General features: G+C 69.3%; 20 protein-coding genes. 11 read left to right on the top strand and 9 right to left on the bottom strand.

Going from position 1 to position 17572, the window contains the following annotated elements:
* Nucleotides 1-110 precede the first annotated feature (110 nt).
* On the bottom strand, nt 111-1019 hold the full coding sequence (locus ACE3T2_RS11885) for an SDR family NAD(P)-dependent oxidoreductase (RefSeq protein ID WP_374657552.1): 909 nt from the start codon (nt 1017-1019) through the stop codon (nt 111-113).
* Nucleotides 1020-1051: 32 nt separating this feature from the next.
* Nucleotides 1052-2308, bottom strand: coding sequence for an MFS transporter (locus ACE3T2_RS11880; protein WP_374657550.1), 1257 nt, complete (start codon nt 2306-2308; stop codon nt 1052-1054).
* 240 nt (nt 2309-2548) lie between these two features.
* Here ACE3T2_RS11880 and ACE3T2_RS11875 point away from each other — a divergent pair, with 240 nt between their 5' ends.
* The 6 genes from ACE3T2_RS11875 (at nt 2549) to ACE3T2_RS11850 (ending at nt 6636) form a co-directional block, all read left to right on the top strand.
* Nucleotides 2549-3034, top strand: coding sequence for a GNAT family N-acetyltransferase (locus ACE3T2_RS11875; RefSeq protein WP_374657548.1), 486 nt, complete (start codon nt 2549-2551; stop codon nt 3032-3034).
* A 202-nt stretch (nt 3035-3236) separates the two neighbouring features.
* On the top strand, nt 3237-3806 hold the full coding sequence (locus ACE3T2_RS11870; protein WP_374657546.1) for a DUF1285 domain-containing protein: 570 nt from the start codon (nt 3237-3239) through the stop codon (nt 3804-3806).
* Nucleotides 3803-4444, top strand: a complete 642-nt coding sequence (locus ACE3T2_RS11865) for a CoA pyrophosphatase (RefSeq protein ID WP_374657544.1) — start codon at nt 3803-3805, stop codon at nt 4442-4444. Before ACE3T2_RS11870 ends, ACE3T2_RS11865 begins: the two co-directional genes overlap by 4 nt.
* Nucleotides 4437-4712: a hypothetical protein gene (locus tag ACE3T2_RS11860; RefSeq protein WP_374657542.1), complete on the top strand. Its 276-nt coding sequence runs from the start codon at nt 4437-4439 to the stop codon at nt 4710-4712. Before ACE3T2_RS11865 ends, ACE3T2_RS11860 begins: the two co-directional genes overlap by 8 nt.
* Before the next feature lie 26 nt (nt 4713-4738).
* Complete coding sequence (locus ACE3T2_RS11855; protein ID WP_374657652.1) at nt 4739-5947, top strand: CCA tRNA nucleotidyltransferase; 1209 nt, start codon at nt 4739-4741, stop codon at nt 5945-5947.
* On the top strand, nt 5944-6636 hold the full coding sequence (locus ACE3T2_RS11850; protein ID WP_374657540.1) for a type 1 glutamine amidotransferase: 693 nt from the start codon (nt 5944-5946) through the stop codon (nt 6634-6636). Before ACE3T2_RS11855 ends, ACE3T2_RS11850 begins: the two co-directional genes overlap by 4 nt.
* Before the next feature lie 76 nt (nt 6637-6712).
* Here the strand turns inward: ACE3T2_RS11850 and hemF are convergent, their stop codons facing one another.
* Both hemF and ACE3T2_RS11840 read right to left on the bottom strand, forming a co-directional pair.
* Entirely contained in the window at nt 6713-7591 is an 879-nt protein-coding gene (hemF, locus tag ACE3T2_RS11845; protein ID WP_374657538.1) for an oxygen-dependent coproporphyrinogen oxidase, read from the bottom strand.
* Nucleotides 7588-8049, bottom strand: coding sequence for a tRNA (cytidine(34)-2'-O)-methyltransferase (locus ACE3T2_RS11840; protein WP_374657536.1), 462 nt, complete (start codon nt 8047-8049; stop codon nt 7588-7590). The genes hemF and ACE3T2_RS11840 overlap by 4 nt, the downstream gene beginning before the upstream one ends.
* 227 nt (nt 8050-8276) lie before the next feature.
* Here ACE3T2_RS11840 and petA point away from each other — a divergent pair, with 227 nt between their 5' ends.
* The 4 genes from petA (at nt 8277) to ACE3T2_RS11820 (ending at nt 12915) form a co-directional block, all read left to right on the top strand.
* Complete coding sequence (gene petA / locus ACE3T2_RS11835; protein WP_374657534.1) at nt 8277-8834, top strand: ubiquinol-cytochrome c reductase iron-sulfur subunit; 558 nt, start codon at nt 8277-8279, stop codon at nt 8832-8834.
* A 5-nt stretch (nt 8835-8839) separates the two neighbouring features.
* Nucleotides 8840-10159: a cytochrome bc complex cytochrome b subunit gene (locus ACE3T2_RS11830; RefSeq protein ID WP_374657532.1), complete on the top strand. Its 1320-nt coding sequence runs from the start codon at nt 8840-8842 to the stop codon at nt 10157-10159.
* A gap of 7 nt (nt 10160-10166) precedes the next feature.
* Nucleotides 10167-11015 carry a cytochrome c1 gene (locus tag ACE3T2_RS11825; RefSeq protein ID WP_374657530.1) on the top strand — a complete coding sequence of 283 codons (849 nt, stop codon included), beginning with the start codon at nt 10167-10169 and terminating at the stop codon, nt 11013-11015.
* Nucleotides 11016-11145: 130 nt separating this feature from the next.
* Complete coding sequence (locus ACE3T2_RS11820) at nt 11146-12915, top strand: tetratricopeptide repeat protein (RefSeq protein WP_374657528.1); 1770 nt, start codon at nt 11146-11148, stop codon at nt 12913-12915.
* A 6-nt stretch (nt 12916-12921) separates the two neighbouring features.
* Here ACE3T2_RS11820 and ACE3T2_RS11815 read toward each other — a convergent pair whose 3' ends face one another.
* Nucleotides 12922-13701: a hypothetical protein gene (locus tag ACE3T2_RS11815; RefSeq protein ID WP_374657526.1), complete on the bottom strand. Its 780-nt coding sequence runs from the start codon at nt 13699-13701 to the stop codon at nt 12922-12924.
* 116 nt (nt 13702-13817) lie between these two features.
* Here ACE3T2_RS11815 and ACE3T2_RS11810 point away from each other — a divergent pair, with 116 nt between their 5' ends.
* On the top strand, nt 13818-14294 hold the full coding sequence (locus tag ACE3T2_RS11810) for a hypothetical protein (RefSeq protein ID WP_374657524.1): 477 nt from the start codon (nt 13818-13820) through the stop codon (nt 14292-14294).
* Here the strand turns inward: ACE3T2_RS11810 and ACE3T2_RS11805 are convergent.
* From ACE3T2_RS11805 to ychF, 4 genes are all read right to left on the bottom strand, one after another.
* Nucleotides 14291-14794: a GNAT family N-acetyltransferase gene (locus tag ACE3T2_RS11805; protein WP_374657522.1), complete on the bottom strand. Its 504-nt coding sequence runs from the start codon at nt 14792-14794 to the stop codon at nt 14291-14293. The two genes, ACE3T2_RS11810 and ACE3T2_RS11805, sit on opposite strands and share 4 nt — an antisense overlap.
* Nucleotides 14791-15471 (bottom strand): dienelactone hydrolase family protein, encoded by a 681-nt coding sequence (locus ACE3T2_RS11800; protein WP_374657520.1) that lies wholly within the window; start codon nt 15469-15471, stop codon nt 14791-14793. The genes ACE3T2_RS11805 and ACE3T2_RS11800 overlap by 4 nt, the downstream gene beginning before the upstream one ends.
* 3 nt (nt 15472-15474) lie before the next feature.
* Nucleotides 15475-16143, bottom strand: a complete 669-nt coding sequence (locus ACE3T2_RS11795; RefSeq protein WP_374657518.1) for a dienelactone hydrolase family protein — start codon at nt 16141-16143, stop codon at nt 15475-15477.
* A 179-nt stretch (nt 16144-16322) separates the two neighbouring features.
* Entirely contained in the window at nt 16323-17420 is a 1098-nt protein-coding gene (ychF, locus tag ACE3T2_RS11790; protein WP_374657516.1) for a redox-regulated ATPase YchF, read from the bottom strand.
* Between the last annotated feature and the right edge of the window lie 152 nt (nt 17421-17572).

Genomic DNA, 17572 nt, shown 5'->3' with positions numbered 1-17572 from the left:
TTCACCCCGAACGCGCGAAATGCGCAACCGCAGGCTGGGCTCTGAAACGGAAACGGCGGCGGAGCGTTTCGCCCCGCCGCCGTTCGGCGATTCAGCCTCTTGACGCGGGCTTACCCCTGGCTGGCGAGCGCCGGGCGCGACAGCGGGTAGAACTTGTCGGCCATGGCGGGCATGGCTTGCGACAGGATGGTCTCGACGCTCCAGCCGGTCTCGCTGGTCTGGGTGTCGATGGCGCGGGGCTGGCTGTAGAGGATGATGTCCTCGCCCGAGGCGCCGAAGATCTGGCCCGAGATGTGGGCCGCGGCCGGGGAGACCAGGGCCACCGACAGGCGGGCCGGCTGGTCGGGGCGGATCTTCTGGGCCATCACCGCGCGGCGGGCGGCGGCGGCCTCGTCCTTCACCGGCACCGACTGGGTCATGCGGGTCCAGGCGATCGGGGCCAGGCAGTTGGAGCGCACGTTGTTGCGCGCGCCTTCCATGGCGATGATCCGCGACATGCCGGCGATGCCCATCTTGGCCGCGCCGTAGTTGGCCTGGCCGATGTTGCCCAAGAGGCCCGAGGTCGAGGTGAAGAACATGTAGGCGCCGTCGTTCTGCTCGCGGAACAGCTCGATGGTGGCGCGCGCGACGTTGAACGAACCGCGCATGTGGACGGCGATGACCGCGTCCCATTCGGCTTCGGACATCTTGTGGAACATCGTGTCGCGCAGGATGCCGGCCGGGTTGATCACCGCGTGCAGGCCGCCGAATTCCTTCTTGGCCTGTTCGACCATGCCGTAGACGGCCTCGAGGTCGGTGACGCTGTCGGAGTTGGAGACCGCCTCGCCGCCCGCGGCGCGGATTTCCTGGGCGACCGCCTCGGCCGGACCCGCAGAGCCTTCGTCGCCGCCGCTGAGGCTGCCGCCGAGGTCGTTGACCACGACCTTCGCGCCTTCCTGCGCGGCGATCAGCGCGCAGTCCCGGCCAATGCCGTTGCCGCCGCCCGTAACCAGGACGACCTTGCCTGAAAGAGCACCCATCAAACTATCTCCCTAAAAGAATACCGTGTTTGTTATTCGAGCCGGTCGGCCTTGCGCAAGGCGGGAAAGAGCTTGGCCCAGAGGCCGGTGACGATCAACGCGGCCACCCCGCCGCTGACCGCGGCGGCCACCGCGCCCATGAAGCGGGCGGCGACCCCGGTGCGGAACTCGCCCAGCTCGTTCGAGGCGCCGATGAACAGGGAGGAGACGGCGGCGACGCGGCCGCGCATCTGGTCGGGGGTGACGATCTGGATCAGGGTCTGGCGGACATAGACGCTGAGCATGTCGGCCCCGCCGAGCACGGCGAGCGCTACGACCGAGAGCCAGAAGTGGCGCGAGACCCCGAAGACGACGGTGGCGAGCGCGAAGACCGCCACGCCCGCGAACATGATCGGGCCGGCGCGGCGGCGGATGGGGTTGGCGGCCAGCCAGACGGCGATGATCGTCGCGCCGATCGCAGGCCCGGCGCGCAGCATGCCGAAGCCCTCGGCGCCGACATGCAGGATGTCGCGCGCATAGACCGGCAGCAGGGCGGTGGCGCCGCCCAGCAGCACGGCGAAGAGGTCGAGCGAGATGGCCCCGAAGACGATCTTGTTGCCCCAGACATAGGCCAGCCCCTCCTTGATCAGGGTCCAGCCCGATCCCTCCTGCACCTCCGGCTGGGTGTTCATGGCGATCATCGAGACGGTGGCGACGGCCACGAGGTAGAGCGCGGTCGTGGCGCCGTAGGCGACGGCGGGCGAGAGCGAGACCAGCACCCCGCCCAGGGCCGGGCCGACGATGGAGCCGCCCTGCCAGGCCAGCGAGTTCCAGGCGATGGCGCGCGGCAGCAGGCTGCGCGGCACCAGCATCGGCCCCATGGCGGTGCCGGCCGGCCCCATGAAGGCGCGCGAGATCCCGAACATCACCGCCACGCCCAGCAGCAGCGGGATGGTGGCGAAGTTCAGCACCGAGGCGGCCAGCAGGACCAGGGCCGAGGCGATTTCGCCGGCGTAGCAGAACTGAAGGATGCGCTTGCGATCATAGCGGTCCGCGGCCTCGCCGGCCCAGAGCGCGAGCAGCAGCACCGGGATGAAGGTCACCAGCCCGATCATGCCGACATAGAAGGCCGATTCAGCCACCGTATGGGTGCGCCGCGCGACGGCGTAGACCTGCCAGCCGAGGGCCACGCTCTGGATCTGCACCCCGAGCGTGGAGGCCACGCGGGTGGACCAGAACAGCATGAAGTCGCGGCTGCGCAGCAGGGCGGCGGCGCTTGGATACGGCTCGGGCGGATCGTCTGACGGCATCGGAACTCTCGGCGGCCGGGGAGGGCGGGGCAACTTGCCGCGCGAGGGCTGTCACCGCAACGCGATTGACGTGCGGCCCCCATGGCCTTATGCGCGCGCTCCTGATCAACGGCCTGGATGACGTCGATGCGACGCCAGCGACGAACCGGGCGCGCCCGCCGCGCCGCTTGAGAGCCCCGCCCGCCGGCGCATGACGTCCGGCGGCGGACCCCGTCGTCCTCCGTCGCACAGTGCCCGCAAATGATCGCTCCCGCCGAACAGGCCCTTTCGTACACCCAGGAACAACCCGCCGACGCCGTCGCCATCGAGGCGCTGCTGGACCACGCCTTCGGTCCCGGCCGCTTCGTGAAGTCGTCCGAGCGCGTGCGCGAGTTCGCGCTGTTCCGTCCCGACATGTCGTTCTGCGCCTGGGACGGCGGGCGCCTGGTCGGCTCGGTGCGCATGTGGCAGGTGCGGGTGGGCGATACGCCTGCGGTCTTCCTGGGACCGCTCGCCGTGCAGGCGGCCGGCCGCAAGTTCGGCGTCGGCGGCGAGCTGGTGCAGATGGCCAGCGCCGCGGCTCGGGCTGCGGGCTTTCCTGTGCTGCTGGTCGGCGACGAGCCCTACTTCGGCCGTTTCGGCTACTCGGCCGCGCCCTGCCGGGGCGTGGTGATGCCGGGACCGGTCGACCAGCGCCGGGTGCTGGCCCTGGGCGCGGACAAGCTGGAAGGGCCGGTGCGGGCTTAGGGTCTTCCAAGAGTGTCATCCCGGTTTCGGCGCAGCCGAAGACCGGGACCCATTATCGCAGGGCAATGACGCTTGTGGCGCGGCCGAGCCGTATTCTGGCTGATCAGGTGTTCATGGGTCCCGGTCTTGCTTCGCAAACCGGGATGACACTTTCAGCAAAACGGCATTGAGGCGGCCCGCGGGGCTCCCTAATTTCCCGGGCATGGGAGACGCATCCGGAAGACTCGACGGCGTGATCGCGGCGGCCAAGCAGGCGCCGGGCCGGGGATTGCCGCCGGTGCACCTGTGGAATCCCGCGCACTGCGGCGAGATCGACATCGTGATCCGCAAGGACGGAACCTGGTTCCACGAGGGCACGCCGATCGGGCGCGAGGCGCTGGTGCGGCTGTTCTCGACGGTGCTGCGCAAGGACCCGGACGGCTTTCACCTGGTGACGCCGGTCGAGAAGATGAAGATCACGGTCGAGGACGCCCCGTTCATCGCCACCCGCGTCGACCGCGAGGGCGAGGGGCTGAAGTTCCTGACCAATGTCGGCGACGAGGTGACGGCCGGTCCCGACAACGAGATCCGCGTCGAGATGGACGAGGCCACCGGCGAGCCGCGGCCCTATCTGCACGTTCGCCGCGGGCTGGAGGCGCTGATCGCGCGTCCGGTGTTCTACGAACTGGTCGAGATGGCCGCCGAGCGGGAGACGCCGGAGGGGCCGCGCCTGGGCGTCGCTTCGGACGGCGCCTGGTTTCCGGTCGGGCCGGCCGGAGCCCACCGCCTGTGAGCCCGAGGGCCCCTTCCGCCGATCTGCGCGACTGGATCGCCGGGCATCTCGACCCGCTGGAGGTCGGGGCGAGCGCCCATGTCGCTTCGGACTTCGACCTCGGCCCCAACGCGTTTCCGAACGAGCCGGTGGACCTGAAACCGGCCGCGGTGCTGGTCGGTCTGATCGAGCGGCCGGCGGGCTATTCGGTGCTGCTGACCAGGCGCGCCGACACCCTGCGCCGCCACACCGGCCAGATCGCCCTGCCGGGCGGCCGCTCGGACCCGGGCGAGACGCCCTGGACCACCGCCCTGCGCGAGGCGCACGAGGAGGTGGGGCTGGCGCCGGACTTTGTCTCGGTGGCCGGGTTGTCCTCGCCCTATCGGACCGGCACCGGGTATCTGGTCACGCCGGTCGTGGGCTTTATTCAGCAAGGCTTCACGCTACAAGCCAATCCGGCCGAGGTGGCCGACATCTTCGAGACGCCGTTCGGGTTCCTGATGGACCCGGCCAATCACGAGCAGCACGAGCGCCAGGGACCGGGCGGGGAGACGCGGCGCTTCTACGCCATGACCCATGAGGACCGCTTCATCTGGGGCGCGACGGCGGGGATGCTGCGGGCCCTCTACGAGCGGCTCTACGGGGCGGCGGTTGCTTAGGATTTTCCTGACCCGGGCGCTGCTGGCGGCGGCGCCCTTCGCCTTCTGGTTCGCCTGGCGGGAGGTCGCCCGGCGGACCGGCCGGCCGATGGGATCCACCCCGTGGGGCTGGCTGATCGCGGCGGCGGGCGTGCTGGTCGGCGTCTCGCTGATGGCCAGCGTGGTTTTCCATAGCGACAATCGCGGCGAGACCTATGTTCCAGCCGAGGTGACGAGCGACGGCCATGTCGCCCCCGGACATTTCGAGAAGAAGGCGCAGCCCAAGTGACGCAGAGCATCGGACCCCGCCCCTGGATGAAGCCCGCCGCGCCGGTGATCGCGGCGCTGGAGGCCGCGGGCGGCGAGGCCCGGTTCGTCGGCGGCTGCGTGCGCAACGCGCTGCTGGGCGCGCCGATCGGCGACGTCGACATCGCCACCACCTTGACGCCCGAGGCGGTGGTCGCCGCGCTGGAGGCGGCCAGGATACGCGCCGTCCCCACCGGCGTAGACCACGGCACGGTGACGGCGGTGCTGGACAGCCAGCCGTTCGAGGTCACGACCTTGCGCCGCGACGTCGAGACCGACGGGCGACGGGCGGTGGTGGCCTTCACGACGGACTGGAGCGAGGACGCCCAGCGCCGGGACTTCACCATGAACGCGGTCTATGCCGACGCCGAGGGGACGCTGACCGATCCGACCGGGACGGGCGTCGCCGACGCCAAGGCTGGGCGGCTGGTGTTCGTGGGAGACCCGGCCACGCGCATCGCCGAGGATTCCCTGCGCATCCTGCGGTTCTTCCGGTTCCTGGCCTGGTACGGCAAGGGCGAGCCCGACGCGGCGGCGCTGGCGGCCTGCGAGGCCGGGCGCGGGCTGATGGCCAACCTGGCGGCCGAGCGGGTCTCCAAGGAACTGCTGAAGCTGCTGGAAGCGTACGACCCGCGACCGGCGGTGAGGCTGATGGCCAGGACCGGGGTGCTGGGCGCGCTGATCCCGGCGCCGGAGGACCTCTCGGTCTTCGAACAGTTGGTGGAAGTCGAGACCGAGCAGCTGTTCGAGTGCGACCCGCTGCTGCGGCTGGCGACCCTGTCGCCGGCCGACCAGGTCGGCGTGGCCAAGGCGGCCGAGGCCCTGCGCCTCTCCAACGAGCAGCGGGACCGGCTGGTCGCCGCGCGCGGCGTCAGCCCGAAGATCACCTCGTGGATGAGCCCGCGCGAGAGCCGGCGAGCGGTGTACCAGATCGGGGCGACGACCTTCGCCGACCGCATCAAGCTGGCCTGGGCGGCCTCGAGCCGTTCGGCGGCGACCCATCAGTGGCGCGGGCTGCTGGCCCTGTCGCAGAGCTGGACCCCGCCGCCGTTCCCGCTGACCGGCGAGGACGTGCTGAAGTCGGGCGTGCCCAAGGGGCCGATGGTCGGCCAGGTGCTCCGCGAGGTCGAGGACTGGTGGATCGACCACGACTTCATCGACGACAAGTTCTCGGCCATCGAGAAGCTGAAGGCCGTCGCCCAGGGGATGGCGTATTGAAGCTCGGCATCCTTGAGACCGGCGCGCCGCCCGAGGAGATTCGCGGGCGGTACGGATCCTATCCCTCGATGTTCCGCCGGTTGCTGGGCGAGGACGCCTACGACTATGCGGTGTTCGACGTCGCCGCAGGCGAGCTGCCGCAGGGCGTCGAGGCCTGTGGGGCCTGGCTGGTCACCGGCTCGTCGGCGGGCGTCTATGACTCGCTGCCGTGGATCGCGCCGCTGGAGGACTTCCTGCGCGCGGCCAAAGGGCGGGCGCCGCTGATCGGGGTCTGTTTCGGACACCAGGTCATGGCCCAGGCGTTCGGTGGCAAGGTGATCAAGTCGCCCAAGGGCTGGGGCCTGGGGCTGCAGCGCTATCGCGTCCACGAGACCCGCGGCTGGATGGACGGCGCCGAGCCGATCGCCGTGCCCGGATCGCACCAGGACCAGGTGGTCGAGGCGCCGGAGGGCGCCAGCGTGCTGGCCGGCAACGACTTCTGCACCCTCGGGATGCTCGACTACGGACAGCGGGCGATCTCGATCCAGCTCCATCCCGAGTTCGAGCCCGACTACGCCAAGGCCCTGATCGAGACCCGGCGCGGCACGCGGCTGACCCAGGAAGAAGCCGACAAGGCGGTGATGAGCTACGAGCAGCCTGACGACCGCGTGCGGGTCGGCGGCTGGCTGGCGCGCTTCATCGAGGGGTAGGCGGCGCCGAAGCTGTCACGTGTCATCCCGGTCTTCGGCTGAGCCGAAACCGGGATGACACCGAAGGTAGAGACGGTCAGGGCCAGCTGACCATAGGGGGCATGGACGACAGGATGGTGTCGATGTTGCCGCCTGCCTTGAGGCCGAACATGGTGCCGCGGTCGTAGAGCAGGTTGAATTCGACGTAGCGACCGCGACGGACAAGCTGTTCCTGGCGCTCGGCCTCGCCCCACGGCTCGCTCATCCGATGACGGACGATCTTGGGATAGACGTCGAGGAACGCCTCGCCGACCGCACGGGTGAAGGCGAAGTCCTTCTCGAAGTCGCCGCTGTTGTGGCGGTCGTAGAAGATGCCGCCGACGCCGCGCGGCTCGTTCCGGTGCGGCAGGTGGAAGTACTCGTCGCACCAAGCCTTGTACTTCGGGTGCCATTCGGGATCGTAGGGGTCGCAGGCTGCCTTCATGGCGGTGTGGAACAGGCGCGCGTCGTCGGCGTCCTGGCTGCGCTGCTCGTCGAGCATGGGCGTGAGATCCGCGCCGCCGCCGAACCAGCTTTCCGCCGTCGAGAGGAAGCGGGTGTTCATGTGCACGGTCGGCACGCGCGGCGAGACCGGGTGCACGATCAGGCTGATGCTGGCCGAGACATAGGTCGGGTCCTTGTCGGCGCCCGGCATCTGAGCGGCCATCTCAGGCGAGAAGCGGGCGAGCGCCGCGGAGGTGTGCACGCCGGCCTTTTCGAACAGGCGGCCCTTCAGGTGGCCGCCGATCCCGCCGCCGACGCCGGCCTGGCGGGTCCAGGGGCGCTGCTCGAACTGGCCGGGCTCGCCCGGATAGAGATCGGCGGGCGCCTCGTCCTCCAGGCGCTCCAGTTCGGCGAAGATGCGCAGCTGCAGGGATTCGAACCATTCCTTGGCGCGGTCGCGACGGGCTTCGATTTCGGGAGGCAGGCTGCTCATGGCGTCGGATTAGGAAATTGCCCGGTCTGGCGCAACGCCTCCGACAGGCCGATTGCGGCCGAGACGGTGACGTTCAGCGAGCGGCGGCCGGGGGTGAGGGGAATGAACACCCGCTCGTCCGCGGCCTCGTGCACCTCGTCCGGGACGCCCAGGCTCTCGCGTCCGAACAGCAGGATGTCATCGCGCCGGAAGGCGAAATCGTGCAGCGGCGAGGCGGCCTTGGTCGAGAACAGCACAATTCGACCCTGGCCCTTCGCGGCCTGAAAATCGCCCCATCCGGCGTGACGCACGACATCGGCCGGATCGCCGTAATCCATGGCCGCACGGCGGATAGCCTTGTCCGAAAGCGGGAAACCACAGGGCTCTATGACGTGCACCGGCACCCCCATACAGGCCCCGAGACGAAGGGCCGCGCCAAGGTTTTGCGGAATGTCCGGTTGAAAAAGCGCGAGCAGCATTCTAAGCGGTCCAGCCACGGGATTAGCCGGGGCCAGGGGCGAATCACGGAAGGTGGGCTGCATACTGCAATCCACAAGCCTTCCGCGGGTTTGCCCGGCGCCAGCGATTAATACCGATGGCCCTTACCAGAACCGCTGGCGGGGGTAGAAGGCGGGATCTCTTCGGGTCACACCGGGGAGGTCTGAAGGGTCGCGGTCCGCGGCCCCCAACGAAGGGTAGCTTTAAGGTGGCCGACACCGTCGCGGGCGCAAATCCCGATACCCACGCCGCGGGCGACGACCCGAACCGGCGTGATTTCATCCATATCGCGGCGGCCGTCGCGGCCGGCGGCGCCGTCGCGGGCCTGGCCTGGCCGTTCATCGACCAGATGAACCCGTCCGGCGACACGCTGGCGCTGGCGTCGGTCGAATTCGACCTGACCAAGGTCGAGGAAGGCCAGCAGGTCACGATCAAGTGGCGCGGCAAGCCGTTGTTCATCCGCAACCGCACCGGCGCCGAGATCGCCAAGGCGATCAAGGACGACAACGCGCCGGACCTGCGCGATCCGCAGAAGGACGAAGACCGTCACAAGCCGGGCAAGGCCCAGTGGCTGGTGCTGGTCGGCACCTGCACGCACCTGGGTTGCGTGCCGACCTTCGGCGGCGGCGACTACGGCGGCTGGTTCTGCCCGTGCCACGGCTCGCACTACGACACCTCGGGCCGCATCCGTAAGGGGCCGGCGCCTAAGAACCTGGCGGTGCCCGACTACACCTTCCTTTCCGACACCAAGGTCAAGGTGGGCTGACCCAGATGAGCGGACATTCCAATTACGAACCCAAGACCGGCATCGAGCGCTGGCTCGACACCCGTCTTCCCGTCGTGCGCCTGGCGTACGACTCGATGATCGACTTCCCGACCCCGAAGAACCTAAACTACTGGTGGACCTTCGGCGGCATCCTGGCGGTCTGCCTCGGCATCCAGCTGGTCACCGGCATCGTGCTGGCCATGCACTACGTGCCGCACGTCGACCACGCCTTCGCCTCGGTCGAGCGCATCATGCGTGACGTCAACTACGGCTGGCTGATCCGCTACATGCACGCCAACGGGGCCTCGATGTTCTTCATCGCGGTCTACATCCACATGTTCCGCGGCCTCTATTACGGCTCGTACAAGGCGCCCCGCGAGGTGCTGTGGATCCTGGGCTGCGTGATCTACCTGCTGATGATGGCCACCGCCTTCATGGGCTACGTGCTGCCCTGGGGCCAGATGTCCTTCCACGGCGCCGTCGTGATCACCAACCTGTTCGGTGCGCTGCCGGTCGTGGGCGAAGCGATCACCACCTGGCTGTGGGGCGGCTTCGCGGTCGACAACCCGACCCTGAACCGCTTCTTCTCGCTGCACTACCTGCTGCCGTTCATGATCGCCGGCGTCGTCGGCCTGCACATCTGGGCGCTGCACGTGCCGGGCAACAACAACCCGACCGGCGTGAACGTGAAGTCGAAGGCCGACACCGTTCCCTTCCACCCGTACTATACGGTGAAGGACGGCTTCGCGATCGCGGTGTTCCTGATCCTGTTCGCGACCTTCGTGTTCTACAACCCGAACGCCCTGGGCCACGCCGACAACTACATTCCGGCCAACCCGCTGGTGACCCCGTCGCACATCGTGCCCGAATGGTACTTCCTGCCCTTCTACGCGATCCTGCGCGCGGTTCCGGACAAGCTCGGCGGCGTGCTGCTGATGTTCGGCGCCATCGCGGTGATGTTCGTGCTGCCCTGGCTGGACACCAGCAAGGTGCGCTCGATGCGCTACCGTCCGACGGCGAAGCTGTACTTCCTGATCTTCGTCCTGGCCTGCCTGATCCTCGGCTATTGCGGCGGCCAGCTGCCCGACGACCACGTGATCCCGGGCCTGTCGACCTTCAAGCTGATCGACGCGGACCTGAACAGCTTCGTTTGGCTGTCGCGCTTCGCGGCGCTCTACTACTTCGCCTACTTCCTGGTCGTCCTGCCGGTCCTGGGCCTCACCGAGACCCCGCTGCCGCAGCCGGAATCGATCAGCGAACCTGTGCTTTCGCATCCCGCCAACGCGCCGGCCGGCGCCGCGGCTTCGCCTGAAAAGAGGGGTTGAGCCTAAGATGCTGCGTAAAGGTATCGCGCTCGCGGCGCTTGGCTTGGCCGTTCTGGCGGCCCCGGCGGCGCACGCCGCCGGCGGCGCCCTGCCGCCCAAGCATGTCGAGTTCAGCTTCGAAGGCCCGTTCGGCAAGTTCGACCAGGCTCAGCTGCAACGCGGCTACAAGGTCTATCGGGAGGTCTGCTCGGCCTGCCACTCGATGAACCTGATGTACTTCCGCAACCTCGGCCAGAAGGGCGGGCCGTTCTACGATCCGAAGTATCCGAACCCGAACGACAACCCCTATGTGAAGTCGGTCGCCAAGGACTATCAGATCAAGGACATCGACTCCGAAACCGGCGACGTCATCGACCGTCCCGGCACCTCGGCGGACAAGTTCCCCTCGCCGTTCCCGAACGAGGCCGCGGCCCGCGCGTCCAACGGCGGCGCGCTGCCGCCGGACCTGTCGGTCATGGCCAAGGCCCGTCACCATGGGCCGCAGTACATCGTCTCGATCCTGACGGGCTACAAGGAGCCGCCTCCCGGCCTGAAGGTCGGCGTCGGGCAGCACTACAACCCGTACATGAACGGCGACGTCTCGGCCGCGTGGACCGGTCCGCACGACCAGGTTCCGAAGGGCGGCTTCATCGCCATGGCCCCGCCGCTGGCGGCCGGCCAAGTGACCTTCGACGACGGCACCAAGTCGACGCTGGAGCAGCAAGCCAAGGACGTCGCGGCGTTCATCGCCTGGGCTTCCGAGCCCAAGATGGAAGAGCGCAAGGCGTTCGGCATGGCCGCCATGATCTATCTCTTCATCTTCGCGGGGCTGCTGTACGCCAGCTACCGCAAGATCTGGAAGAACGTCGCCCACTAGGGCTCGGTGCTTCCGACACGATACGAGAAGGCCCCGGAGCGATCCGGGGCCTTTTTCGTTGCGCAGCCCCTTGCTTGACTTCGCAGTTTCAAAAACCAACGATATGCGAACGGCTGGTGGAGGGACCGCTATGGGCGCTGGGTTGAAGGCTGCGGCCGTCGCCGGGATCGGGCTCTCGCTCATGAGCTTCCCGCTTGAGCGGCCGATATCGCCCAAGGTCCTGGCCGCGCTCGATCCGACCCTGGCCGCCGGGTCGATCTGCGCCACGCGGGACGGGGGACGGGCTTTTCTGCGCAGACTGCTCGCCGCGCAGGCGGTGGCGGCGCCGGCGAGCCAGGCCGGGCCCATCCCGCTCTACGAGGACCTGACCAAGTCCTCGTTCCCCCTCACCACGGCCGATCCGCAGGCGCGGCGGTACTTCAGCCAGGGCCTGCTGCTGACCTACGGCTTCAACCACGCAGGGGCCGTCCGCTCGTTCCGGGAGGCTCAGAAGCTGGATCCTTCCTGCGCCATGTGCTGGTGGGGCGAGGCGGTCGCGCTGGGCCCGAACATCAACGCGCCGATGGACGAGCGCGACCGCGAGGCGGCGCTGGCCGCCATGGACAAGGCCATGGCGCTGCGCGAGCGCGCCTCGCCCGTGGAGCGGTCGCTGATCGAGGCGGTGGCCCGCCGCTATTCGCGAGATCCCAAGGCGGACCGCGCAGCGCTGGACGGCGCCTATGCCGATGCGATGCTGGACGCCGCCCGCCGCTTCCCGGCCGACGACGACGTGGCGGTGCTTGCGGCCGAGGCGGCGATGGACACCACGCCTTGGAACTACTGGGAGGCCGACAAGAAGACGCCCATCGGGCGCAGCGGCGAGGCGGTGCGGCTGATCGAGACGGTTCTGGCCCGCAATCCGGCCCACGTACAGGCCGCGCACCTCTATATCCACCTGCTGGAATCGGCCGACGCCAAGCGGGCGGAGGCCGCGGCCGACCGGCTGGGCGCACCCCTGGCGCCCAGCGCCGCACACCTGGTGCACATGCCCTCGCACATCTACCAGGTGCGCGGGCGCTATCTGGACTCGATGCGGGTCAATGTGGCCGCGGCTCGGGCGGACGAGGCCTTCATCCGCAGCGCCGGAGACCACGGGCTGGTCCGGTACGGCTACTATCCGCACAACGTCCATTTCATCGTGACCTCGGCCCAGATGGCCGGCGACATGGACGCGGCGATCGCCGAGGCCTCGCGCCTGCGGGGCCTGCTGGACGTGGAGACCTCGGCGAAGATCGGCTGGGTGCAGGTGATCGACGCCGCGCCCTACCAGGCCATGGCCCAGTTCGCCGCGCCCCAGGCCATCCTGGACATGCCGGCGCCGGACACGCGGCTGCCCTATGCGGCGGCGATGCGCCACTACGCCCGCGCGGTGGCCTACGCCCAGATGCGCGACGCCAAGGGGTTCGAGGCCGAACTCGCGGCGATGGAGGCCTTGCCGAAGCGCGGCGCCTTCGCCGACCTGATCGCGCAGGGCGTACCGGCCGGCGACCTGACCATTCTGGCCGCCGCGGTGGCGCGGGGGCGGCTGGCGACGGCGCAGGGGCGCTATGGCGAGGCGGTCGACCACTATCGCAAGGCCGTCGCGATAGAGGCGACGCTGCCCTACCAGGAGCCGCCCTACTGGTACTATCCCGTCAACCAGTCGCTGGGCGCCGCGCTGTTCCTGGCCGGCCGGCCGGCGGAGGCCAGCGAGGCCTTCCGCGCAGCGCTGGCGCAGACGCCGCGCAACGGTTGGGCGCTGTACGGCCTGGCCCGCAGCGAGGCGGCGCAGGGGCGCAAGGCTGACGCGCAGGCCGCTCGCCAGGCCCTGGCCGGCGCCTGGGCGGGCAAGCCGCAATGGCTGCGGATGGACCGCCTCTGAGCGGGTTCAGCCGGCAGGCGCGAGCAGCAGCCGCCCGTGCGGGAAGTCGAACCGCAGCCGCCAGCGGGCCAGCAGCGGGGCGCCGATGACGCCGGCTGACCGCGCAGAGGCGGGCGAGAGGCCGCCGGGCAGGTTCTCGAACAGGGTCCCGGCGAAGGAGGCCGCGCGCAGGCTGGCGCGCCGCTCACCGCCCGGCAGAACGTCCTGCGGCTTGGCGCCCGGCGCCTGGGCCAGGCCCTCGCTCACGCGCACGGGCGCATCGCCCCCGGTGGCGACCACGAAGTCGGCGGCAAAGGCGCGCGGGCCATCGGACACCGCCGCCCGGGCGGTTGCGACCCCATCGATGGTCTTGAGCGGCACGACGGCGGCGCTGGCGAAACGCGGCGCCTGGCGCAGCGGATAGATGGCGACCCGGCAGGGGGCGAAGCTGACGTCGACCACGTAGTTCGACAGGAGGTCCGCGCCGATCACTCCGGCGATCGGGGTGGGGAAGGCGTAGGTGCGCGCATCGAGGTCGGCGACCGCGAAGGGGCGGGCAGGCAGGGTGAGGCCCGCGATGCGAATCTCGCCGGTCTGGGCCGTCTCGACCATGCCCGCGGCCTGGGCCTTGGTCTCGTGCAACTGGGTCGTCGGCGTGCCGGTGTCGAGGATGTAATCGCCCGCCAGGCCGGCGATCGAAGCGGGCGCCACGAGGACGCCCTGCTCGAACCAGCAGGCGCTCTCGCCGGCGCGGGCGACGGCCGGGGCGAGGACGGCGAGGGCGAAGGCCAGGGCGGCGGGCTTCATGACATGCGGCGACGAGAGGGCGGGGCGTCTGTCGGCCCCTCGCGGCCAGCATAGGCATGAGCGGCCGCTGCGAGATAGGCCTTACCCATGCCGCATCCATCGCCTAAGTCGTTCGGATGACCTTCATCAGGGCTTGGCGCGATTTCCGCCGCATGCAGGACGTGGCCGTCGGGGCCGCCGCGCTGATCTACGCCGGGGCGGTGGTCAACGCCTTCCAAGTGCTGCCCGGCGGGGCGGCGCTGATCGCCCAGCGGACGCTGATCTGGCCGGGGATGTTCCTGTTCCTGTCGCTGGTGCTGCCGCTGCTGGTCCCCGCGCTGAAGAGGATGCTGGCGCGCTATGTCTGGCTGAGCTTCCAGGCGGGTTTCGGCCAGACGCCGATCTCGGTGCTGACCGGGGTGGGATTGCTGGCCGCCGCGGCGCTGTTCATCTACTGGCAGGTCTGGGCGGTGGGGCACGGGGGCCGCTATCCGGCCGGCGTGTTCTCGGGCTATGCGGCTGGCATCGGCATACTGGGCGCCCAGGCGATCCTGGTGCGGGCGCTGGAGACCGTGCCCGAGGTCCGGGCGCAGATCGAAGAGCGCGAGGGCTAGGACGCGACCTGCTGGGCGGGGCGGCGCAGACGCAGGGTCGGCAGTCCGTATTCGTCGGTCTCCATGGCGAGCTCTGCGAAGCCCAGCTTGCGCAGCACGTGGAGAGAGGCGGCGTTTTCCGGATCGATGGTGGCGTCCACCTCGCCGAGGGCCGCGGCTTCCAGCACCGCACCGGCCGCCTCTGTAGCGAAGCCCTGGCCCCAGTAGGGACGCGCGAAGCCGTAGATGATCTCCAGCCGGTTGGGGGCCGGCGTCGGGATCAGCCCCACCCAGCCGATCAGGCTGCCGCAGGTCTTGAGCGTCACGCCCCGGCTGCCGACCTCGCTGAGCCGCAGGCTGGCGGCGGCGTTGGTGATCCACAGCGCCGTGGCGGCGCGGCTGAGCGGCCGTCCGTCGCCGACGTGCACCATCACCTGAGGGTCCGAGGCGATGGCCGCCAGAGCGTCGAGATCGGTCTCCGCCAGGGGGCGAAGACGCAGCCGGGTGGTTTCCAGGATCACGCCGAACTTCGCCCCCCGCCGTTGTTGGCGAAATGCGCCAGGGTGCGCAGCCGCGCGAGCCGGGCGCTGTCGGGATCGTAGTCCGCGCGGCGGTCCGACACGAAGCCGTGGCCGGCGTCATAGAGATAGATCGGCAGTTCGGGATGGGCCTGGCCGATTTCCTCCACCCGCTCCATGGGGATGGAGGCGTCGGTCTTGCCGAAGTGCAGGATGGTGGGGATGCGTGGAACCTCGTCCTTCAGCTCGGTGATCCGGCGGCCGTAGAAGGCTGCGGCCGCCGAGAGGCCGGTGCAGCGGCAGGCGGCCAGCCAGGTCGCCGCGCCGCCCCAGCAGAAGCCGGTCACGAACACCGGCGGCGCCAGGGCGTCGATCGCCGCCTGGGCGTCGGCGGCCACTTGGTCCCAGGGCGTGGCTTGGGAATACTGAACGCCCTTGGCGATCGCCTCCTGGCTGTAGTCGGCGGCGAAGTTCTTTTCCAGGCGGTCGTAGAAGGCCGGCGCGATGGTCTCGTAGCCCTCGGCCGCGAAGCTGTCGGCCAGTTCGCGGATGTGATCGGTGACGCCGAAGATTTCCTGGATCAGCAGCAGGCCCCCACGGCGCGCGTCGGTCGGACGCGCGCGATAGGCGGCGAACTCGAAGCCGTCCAGCGGGCTTTTGAGGGTGATGGTCTCGCCCATCGTTCAGGCGGTCTCGAAGAGTTCGCGAGTGCGCGCCCGCGCGAGGTCGGCGGCTTCCTCGTGGTAGCGTTCCGGGCTCTCGTTGTTGAAGCCGTGGCCGGCCCCTTCGTAGATGTAGACCGGCACCTGCGGATTGTGGGCGTGCACCGCCTTCTCGACCTCCTCGGCGTGGATGCCGGGATCGGTGTGGCCGAGATGGATGATGACCGGGCACAGGGGCTTGAGGTCCGCATTGGCCTGGACCAGGCTGCCGTAATAGCTGGAGGCGGCGGCCAGGCCCTCGACCTTGGCGGCGCTGAGCCAGGCCAGCGAGCCGCCGTAGCAGTAGCCGACCACGCAGACCTTGCCCCGCGTGGCGAGGAAGTCGCGGCAGGCGCCGATGTCGTTCAGGGCCTGCTCCAGCGGCGTGGCGCGGGCATGGGCGACCCCGGCGGCGAGGCCCTCGGGGTCATGTCCGGCGGTGAAGCCGCGTTCGCGGCGGTCGTAGAGCGACGGGGCGATCGCCTCGTAGCCAGCCTTGGCCCAGCGCTCGACGTCGGCGCGGACGTGGCGGTCGATGCCGAAGATCTCCTGGATCACGATCACGCCGCCCTTGCGGGGCGTGAAGGCCTGCTCGTGGTAGGCCGAAAACTCGAAGCCGTCGGCTCCCTTGAGGGTGATGGTCTCGCCCATGCGCGCTCTCCCGTCTGTGTTAGACGCGAGTGAAGCAGGAAACCTCAGCGGGGGCGACGGAAAGGCGGCGGAAAAAATCCGCGCGCCTGGTGTTCATGGGGCCCGGTCTTCGGTCTGCGACCGAAACCGGGATGACAGCATGAGGTTGCTCCTCCCGATGAGGAGCATCTCAGCGCTTCCTAGACGTTGAAGCGGAAGTTCATCACGTCGCCGTCCTTGACGACGTATTCCTTGCCTTCGGCGCGCAGCTTGCCGGCGTCGCGGGCTCCGGCCTCGCCCTTGAGGTTCACATAGTCCTCGTAGGCGATGGTCTCGGCGCGGATGAAGCCCTTCTCGAAGTCGGTGTGGATCACGCCGGCCGCCTGCGGGGCGGTGTCGCCCTTGTGGATCGTCCAGGCGCGCGCTTCCTTCGGCCCGACCGTGAAGTAGGTCTGCAGACCGAGCAGGTGGTAAGCCTCGCGGATCAGCTTGTTGAGGCCAGGCTCGGTCAGGCCGAGGGTCTCCAGGAACTCCACGCGTTCGGCTTCGTCGAGCAGGGCGATCTCGCTCTCGATCTGGGCCGAGATCACCACGTGGTCGGCGCCGTCGCGCTTGGCGCGCTCGGCGACCTGGGCCGAGAGGTCGTTGCCGGTCGCCGCGGACGCTTCATCGACATTGGAGACGTAGAGGGCGGGCTTCGAGGTCAGCAGCTGGAGCATCCGCCAGGCCTTCTCGTCCTCGGCGGAGACCTGCGCCTTGCGGGCCGGGCGGCCGGCGTTGAGCTCGGCCAGGGCGACCTGGACCAGGCGCAGGGTCTGGGCGCTTTCCTTGTCGCCGGTCTTGGCGCGCTTCTCGAGGTTGACGACGCGCTTCTCCAGGCTCTCCAGATCGGCCAGCATCAACTCGGTTTCGATGGTCTCGAGGTCGGCCAGCGGGTCGATCTTGCCCTCGACGTGGGTGATGTCGTCGTCGATGAAGCAGCGGGCCACGAAGGCGACGGCGTCGCAGTCGCGGATGTTGGCCAGGAACTGGTTGCCCAGGCCCTCGCCCTTGGACGCGCCGCGCACGAGGCCGGCGATGTCGACGAAGTTCATTCGGGCCGGGATGATCTCCTTGGACGGGATGATCGCGGCCAGGGCGTTCAGGCGCGGCTCGGGAACCGCCACATCGCCGGTGTTCGGCTCGATGGTGCAGAACGGATAGTTGGCGGCCTGGGCCGCGGCCGTCTGGGTGAGCGCATTGAAGAGAGTCGACTTGCCGACGTTCGGCAGGCCGACGATGGCGACTTTGAGAGCCATGGGGAGAGCGGTTCCTGAATTTCGAGCCGGCGACCTAGCACGTTAGGGGGCAAGGCCCAAGGGGCGGGGGCTTTTCCCTCCCCCTTGTGGGGAGGGACAGACCGCGAAGCGGTCTGGGTGGGGGACTGCTGAGATGCAGGAGGCCCCACCCG

The sequence above is a fragment of the Phenylobacterium sp. genome (assembly GCF_041919955.1).
In the GTDB taxonomy this organism is placed as follows: domain Bacteria; phylum Pseudomonadota; class Alphaproteobacteria; order Caulobacterales; family Caulobacteraceae; genus Phenylobacterium.
The sequence above is the reverse complement of the archived record's forward strand: the minus strand, read 5'-3'. Positions and strand labels throughout refer to the sequence as shown.